This window comes from Pseudomonas brassicae (assembly GCF_010671725.1).
Classification (GTDB): Bacteria; Pseudomonadota; Gammaproteobacteria; order Pseudomonadales; family Pseudomonadaceae; genus Aquipseudomonas; species Aquipseudomonas brassicae.
In genome coordinates this window covers 1-6,616 of the sequence record NZ_JAAHBU010000189.1, presented here as the reverse complement: position 1 = coordinate 6,616, position 6,616 = coordinate 1, and the positions used below count along the sequence as shown (strand labels likewise).

7 protein-coding genes are annotated in these 6,616 nt (G+C 67.0%); all 7 read right to left on the bottom strand.

Translation table 11 applies throughout. The features are described 5' to 3' along the window. On the bottom strand, positions 1-1,067 hold a 1,067-nt coding region (locus G3436_RS14635; RefSeq protein ID WP_476644173.1), incomplete at its 3' end, for an ATP-dependent DNA ligase. Continuing rightward, positions 1,064-2,080: a ligase-associated DNA damage response exonuclease gene (locus G3436_RS14630; protein WP_163946162.1), complete on the bottom strand. Its 1,017-nt coding sequence runs from the start codon at positions 2,078-2,080 to the stop codon at positions 1,064-1,066. The genes G3436_RS14630 and G3436_RS14635, both read right to left, overlap by 4 nt. Positions 2,081-2,218: 138 nt before the next feature. After that, positions 2,219-4,657 (bottom strand): penicillin acylase family protein, encoded by a 2,439-nt coding sequence (locus tag G3436_RS14625; protein ID WP_163946159.1) that lies wholly within the window; start codon positions 4,655-4,657, stop codon positions 2,219-2,221. A gap of 117 nt (positions 4,658-4,774) precedes the next feature. Next, the gene (locus G3436_RS14620) at positions 4,775-5,416 is read right to left on the bottom strand and encodes a glutathione binding-like protein (protein WP_163946156.1); all 642 of its coding nucleotides are present in this window, start codon (positions 5,414-5,416) and stop codon (positions 4,775-4,777) included. 137 nt (positions 5,417-5,553) lie between these two features. Then, positions 5,554-5,760 (bottom strand): SEC-C metal-binding domain-containing protein, encoded by a 207-nt coding sequence (locus tag G3436_RS14615; protein WP_078480560.1) that lies wholly within the window; start codon positions 5,758-5,760, stop codon positions 5,554-5,556. A 6-nt stretch (positions 5,761-5,766) separates the two neighbouring features. Beyond that, positions 5,767-6,246, bottom strand: a complete 480-nt coding sequence (locus tag G3436_RS14610) for an LEA/WHy family protein (protein ID WP_178116469.1) — start codon at positions 6,244-6,246, stop codon at positions 5,767-5,769. Positions 6,247-6,248: 2 nt separating this feature from the next. Further along, a partial coding sequence (locus tag G3436_RS14605; RefSeq protein ID WP_163946153.1) for a YchJ family protein occupies positions 6,249-6,616 on the bottom strand: 368 nt, incomplete at its 5' end.

Sequence of the window (6,616 nt, the reverse complement as noted above, 5' to 3'; positions counted from 1 at the left end):
CACTGGCCTGCACCAGCGGCCTCCAGCTGCGCCCGGCGTTCGGCCTGCGCGCGGCTGCGCCAGTCGGCGCCCTGCCACTCCAGCAGGTCGTAGCCCATCAGCACCACCGGTGCATCGGCGAGGATCTTCTTGCCCAGGGTCTTGCGCCCGATGCGTTGCTGCAGCAGCGCGAACGGCTGCACGCCCTCGCGCCACACCACGATCTCGCCATCCACCACGCAGCCGTCGGGCAGCACCGTGGCCAGTGCCTGCAACTCGGGAAAGCGCTCGGTGAGCAGCTCTTCACCCCGCGACCACACCCACAACTGACCCTCGCGCTTGACCACCTGGGCGCGAATGCCGTCCCACTTCCACTCCGCCTGCCAGTGCTCGGGCGGGCCGAGCAGGGCGTCGAACTGCTCCACCGGCTGTTGCAACGCATGCGCCAGGAAGAACGGGTACGGCTGGCCGCCGCGCTGGGCATGTTCGTCGTCGGACTCGGCTGCGATCAGCTTGAGGTAGCTGTCGGCGGTGGGGCGATGCGACAGGTCGGTGTAGCCGACCAGCCGTTGCGCCACGCGCTTGCTGTCGATGTCGGCCCGTTGCGCCAGCGCGCGGGTCACCAGCAGCTTCGATACACCGACCCGAAAACTGCCGGTAATCAGCTTCAGGCACACCAGCAGGCTTTGCCGGTCCAGTTGCGCCCACAGCGGCGGCAGGCGCTGCGCCAGCGTTTCGGGCGGCAGGCCGCGCAACGGCAGCAGGCACTCCTCGACCCAGTAGGCCAGGCCCTCGTCACTGCTGTGAGTGGCTTCGGGCAGCAACAGCGAAAAGGTCTCGGCAAGGTCGCCGACCGCCTGGTAGCTTTCTTCGAACAGCCACTCGGTCAGCCCCGACAGGCTGATCGCCAATTCGCGCAGCAGGCGCGTGGGCACCAGCTGGCGCGGGCGCCCGCCGGCCAGGAAGTACACCGCCCAGGCCGCATCGGCGGCACTTGCGTCGGCAAAGTAGGCCACCAGCGCGTCGCGCTTGGCATTGCTCGAGGTGGTGCCATCGAGTTGCGCATAGAGTTCGGCGAAGGCCTTCATGCGGCAGGCTCGACGCCGGGCGCCTGGTCTTCGTCGCCGTATTCGGTGACGAACGCCTGCGCATCCAGCCCGCGCTCGCACAGGTAACGCACCAGCACGGCGACCGAACCGTGGGTCACCATCACCCGCTGTGCACCGGTCTGTTCGATGGCCCACAGCAGCCCCGGCCAGTCGGCGTGGTCGGAGAGCACAAAGCCGCGGTCCACCCCGCGCCGCCGCCGCGTACCGCGCAGGCGCATCCAGCCGCTGGCGAAGGCATCGCTGTAGTCGCCAAAGCGGCGCATCCAGGTGCTGCCGGCGGCCGAGGGCGGGGCGAGGATCAGCGCCTTGCGCATCAACGGGTCGTTCTTGTCCATCTCGCTGGCGTGCAGGGTGGCGGGCAGTGCCACGCCGGCCTCGCGGTATACCCGGTTCAGCGGCTCGACCGCGCCATGCACCAGGATCGGCCCCAGGCTCGGGTCCAGGCCGTACAGGATGCGTTGCGCCTTGCCGAACGAATAGCAGAACAGCACGCTGGCCTTGCCCAGCTGGATGTTCTCGCGCCACCAGGCGTTGATCTGGTCGAAGATCTGCTGCTGTGGCTGCCAGCGGTAGATGGGCAGGCCGAAGGTCGACTCGGTAATGAAGGTGTCGCAGCGCACCGGCTCGAACGGGGCGCAGGTGCCGTCGGGCTCGACCTTGTAGTCCCCCGACGCCACCCACACTTCGCCGCGGTATTGCAGGCGCACCTGGGCCGAGCCGAGCACGTGGCCGGCCGGGTGAAAGCTCAGGGTGACACCGCCATGGTCCAGGCGCTGGCCGTAGTCGAGGGTCTGCAGGTTGATATCGGTGCCCAGGCGGCTGCGCAGGATGCCCGCGCCGGGGCTGGCGGTGAGGTAGTGGCGGTTGCCGCTGCGCGCGTGGTCACCGTGGCCATGGGTGATCACCGCGCGCTCCACCGGGCGCCACGGGTCGATGTAGAAATCGCCAGGGGGGCAATACAAGCCTTCGGGTCGTGCAATCACCAGGTCCATGCCAAGGCCGCTGCGCTGGGGGTTTAACGTAGGAGCGCGGCCTGGCCGGTGAAGTTCGATCCGAACGCGTCAGTCGCGCGCGTCTACCGGGCGCCCGCCGTTGGGACAGTCCTTCACCTTGTAGGGGAACTCCGGGCGTTACTTGCCGGGTACCAGGGTCAGACGCTTGGTGCCATAGGCGCGTTCGAAGTTTTGCGGCTGCATCGGGAAACTCACGTAGCGCCCCTTGAACCAGGTATCCAGACCATCGGCAAAATGCGCGCTGGCCGGGTTGCCGGATTGCCCGCTGCTGCTTACCCCTTGCAGCGGTTCGGCCAGGCCGAAGTCCACCACCATGCGCATCGAGGGCAACAGGCGCGCGTTGAAGTCCTGGCCCCAGGCATACGGCGAGGCGTTCAGGGTGGTGTGGTCGCCGCCGCTGGCCAGTGGGCCGCGCTTGAGCGTGTCACCCAGGCCGTACGCTGCGCTGACCGGCCAGCGGTATTGGTGCAGCTTGCCCCACTGCCAGGCGCGACGATCGCTGCCCAGTTGGCGTTCGCCAGCGCTGATGGCCGCGGCCAGGCTGCGTGCCAGGATGGTCGGTTTGTCTTCCTTGGCCGGGGTGTTGCGGTCATCCCAGAACGGGCTGTCGTCGCGCCCCAGCAGGTGGTCGGCCTGGGCCGAGTACGACAGCCGCGCGTTGGCAACGAAGGCCTGCCAGCTCGGGCTGGACTCGGGGCCCAGTTCGTCGAGGAAGGTCTGGCGCGTGCTTTCCTGCAGGAACAGCGCATACAGCGCGGCATCCGCCGATTGCGCGCCCAGCTGGCCGTCGAAGGCCATCAGCCGGGTGAAGGCCTCGCGGGCGCGGGCCTTCTGCTCGGCCGGCAAGGCGTCGATGGCCTGCTTGAGCGGCTGGGCCATGCCCGGTGCTTCGAACATGGCCTTGAGCTTGGCGGCAAACAGCGTGGTCTGGTCGTTGTGCATGGCCATCAGGCTGCGGCTGTCGTGCTTGCCGTTGCCGGCCAGTTGCGCCAGGCGTTCGGCACGTTCGGGGTAGTACCAGCTGTTGGACAGTTGCAGGCCGTAGCCCTTGGGCACGCTGCGCTGGTTGGCGTTGCCCAGCCAGCCTTGCTGCGGGTCCTGGTCGTAGGGGTGGAGCATGGCGTCGGCATAGCCGTCCCAATCGAAGCGCCCGTCGGCACCCGGCGAGGGCAGCAGGCCCTGGCCTTCGCGACGGTTGGGGAAGCGCCCGGTGACCTGCCAGCCGATATGCCCGGCGTCGGCGAATACCAGGTTGAGGGCGGCGGCGCCGATTTCGCGGCTGGCGTCGAAGGCACGCTCCACGGTCTGCGCCCGCGACAGGTCGAAGAAGGCGTCCAGGCTCTTGTCGCCCTTGAGGTCGGGCAGCTTCAGGGCCAGGCCGAGCGTGCCCTGGATACCTGTAAGCAGGGTGCCGTGGCGGCTTTCGAACAGCACCTCGCGCTGAGGACGCTGCCCTTTGACGAAATAGGTTTCGTTGCGCGCCTGCAGTGGCTGCCAGCGGCCGTCCACCTGATGCAGCACGCGGTTGCCTTCGCGCTTGAGCGTTTCCAGGTACAGGTCCTGGTTGTCGCCCATCGCGGCGCTGCTGCTCCAGGCCACCTTGCCGTTGAAACCGGAGAGCACGAACGGCAGGCCGGCCAGGCTGAAACCGGCGGCCTGGTATTTGGTGGTGCGGATCTGCACCGGGCTCAGCGCCCAGGCGCCCTGGCTGTCGCTGGCCAGCAGGCTCCTGCCGCTGCGGCTGCGTTGCGGGCCGATGGCCCAGTTGCTCGATGCCGGGGTGCCCAGCAGGTTGAGCGCGGCCAGTTGCTCGCTGACGGCGGCCAGCGGGGCCAGGCCCGGCAGCGCGCTGCCCAGGTTGAGGCCCTTGAGCTTGTCGGCCTCGGCCATGGCCAGCGGTTCGTCGGGGTAGCTGGGCAGCAGCCAGGCGAGCTTGTCGGCGCCGACTTTCTGCGCCAGGGTCAGGGCCGCCAGTTCTTCCTGCAGGTTCACCGACTGGCTGAAACTGTACAGGCTGAAGATCAGCGCTGAGTCCTGCGGCTTCCAGTATTCCGGGTGATAGCCGCTCTGCGCCAGTGGCGCTGGCAGGCGGTCGCGGTAACGGAACAGGTAGGCGTTGACGCCGCGTGCGTACACCTCGAAAAAGCGCTTCAGGCGCGGCGAGGCGTCGGCATACAGTTCGTTGGCGCTTTTCCTGAGGTTGACGGCGCGCATGAAGCGGTCGACGTCGAGCGCCTCCGGGCCGGCCATTTCCGCCAGGCGCCCCTGCGCCAGCAGGCGCATGCCGACCATCTGGCCGATGCGGTCGCCGGCATGCACGTAGCCCAGGGTAAACAGCGCGTCATGGAAGCTGCTGCTTTCGATCAGCGGCATACCCATGGCATTGCGCCGCACCGAGACGTTCTGTGCCAGCCCCTTGAGCGGCTGCACGCCGGTGGTGGGGAGGACGCTGTCGCGCGGGCCGCCCATCTGGCAACCCCCGAGGCTGAGCAGCCCGAGCAGGGCCGCGGCAACGCCGAACCGGGGTAGAACGGGGGGAAGGGCTGGCGAGGCCATGGGCAAAGCTCCTGCAGGGCGTGACGTCTAAAAGGCGCTACGTTAGTGAGCGCGATCACACCATGCAAGCGGGGGCGCGGGCTTTATTTTCAAAGTACCGCACCGCTGCTGTGCGGTTCAGGCCGGCGGCGGGTTGATCTGCTGCACCAGGGCGTAGGCGCGCTGGGTGGCAGGACGCGCCTGGATACGCAGGAACCAGTCTTTCAGGGCCGGGAAGTCATCGAGGTTCTGCGCTTGCCAGGTGTGCGACACGATCCACGGGTAGATCGCCATGTCGGCGATGCTGTAGGCCTGGCCGGCGACGAACGGTCGGTCTTGCAGGCGCTTGTTCAACACGCCGTAGAGGCGCGCGGTTTCATCCACGTAGCGCTTGATGGCGTAGGGGATCTTTTCGGGGGCGAAGCGGTTGAAGTGGTGGTTCTGCCCGGCCATCGGCCCCAGCCCGCCCATTTGCCAGAACAGCCATTGCAGGGTTTCCTGGCGGCCGCGCAGGTCCTGGGCAATGAACTGGCCGGTCTTTTCGGCGAGGTAGAGCAGGATCGCACCCGACTCGAACAGCGACAGCGGCTGGCCGTCGGCGGCATCGTGGTCGACGATGGCCGGGATGCGGTTGTTGGGGGCGATTTTCAGGAAGTGGGGGGCGAATTGCTCGCCTTTGCCGATATTGATCGGGCGGATCGTGTAGGGCAGGCCGGCTTCTTCGAGAAACAGGCTGACTTTGTGCCCGTTGGGGGTGGTCCAGTAGTACAGGTCAATCATGCTCACGCTCCAGTTCAGGGCCTATTTGCTGGCAAGCCAGCTCCCACAGGTTCTACACCATCCTGAAGACCGGTGCAGTACCTTGTAGGCGCTGGCTTGCCAGCGAAAGGGCCGCAAAGCGGCACTACCGGGGGCTATCAGGCACCATGGCACTTCTTGAATTTCTTGCCATTGCCGCACGGGCACGGGTCGTTGCGGCCAACGTCCTTCAGGGCGTTACGCGCAGGTTCCTGCGGGGCATGGTTGCAGTGCGGGCCATGCACATGGCCGTGGTCATGATCATGCGCGTGATGATCGTGATCGTGGTTGCAGTCTGGGCCATGAACGTGGGGTTGCTGGGTCATCGAGGGTTACTCCGGAATAAGATCGGCGGGAATTATCTCACCCTTGCGCAACAAGTGCAGGTCGCGGGCAAAGAATAATCCGCTGCTCAGCTCGCCCTCCAGGCGATAGGGGATCGCCCGCTCAGGATGTTCGAGCAGTTTGGCGATGGGCTTGAGCTGGCGCCACAGGTTGGTGCGCACCGGCACTTCGATGACGCGCCGTGTGTGGCCATCGACGCGAAACCACTGGCCATAGTCGCCCTCGGCCAGCAACAGGCCGCCCAGGTGCACCGCATAATGCAGGTTGCGCACCTGCAGGGTGCTGTCGTTGGGGTTGTCGATGCGAAAGTGCAGGATGAATTCCTGTTGCATCAGCCTGGCCTTGACCGTCTCGACCCGCACCAGGTGCACGCTGGGGTCCTGGTAGTGCCCGCCCCACCCACTGGCACAGCCCGCCAGGTTCACCAGCACCAGGCTGATGCACAACAGGCGGGCGCGGGCGAGCATGGCTAGCTGCTCACATAACTGGCGCAGCACTTCTTGAACTTCTGCCCGCTGGCACATGGGCACGCGTCATTGCGCCCGGCCTTGAGCCCGACCGTGGGGTCGATGAAGTACCAGCGCCCATCGTTGTGCACGAAGGCCGAACGCTCGCGGTGGCTGTGCTCGCCATCGTTGTCGTGCCAGCGCGCGGTGAAGGTCACGAAGGCGTGGTCGGGCTGGCCGCCGAACACCTCGGCGCTCTCCACCTCCAGGCCCAGCCAGGTGCTTTGCGCGCTCCAGGCGCCGATGCCGGCGCGATCGAGCCCGGCCTGCTGCACGGGCAGGGTGGTGCTGACCAGGTAGTCCACCAGCCCCAGCACGTAGGCGCTGTAGC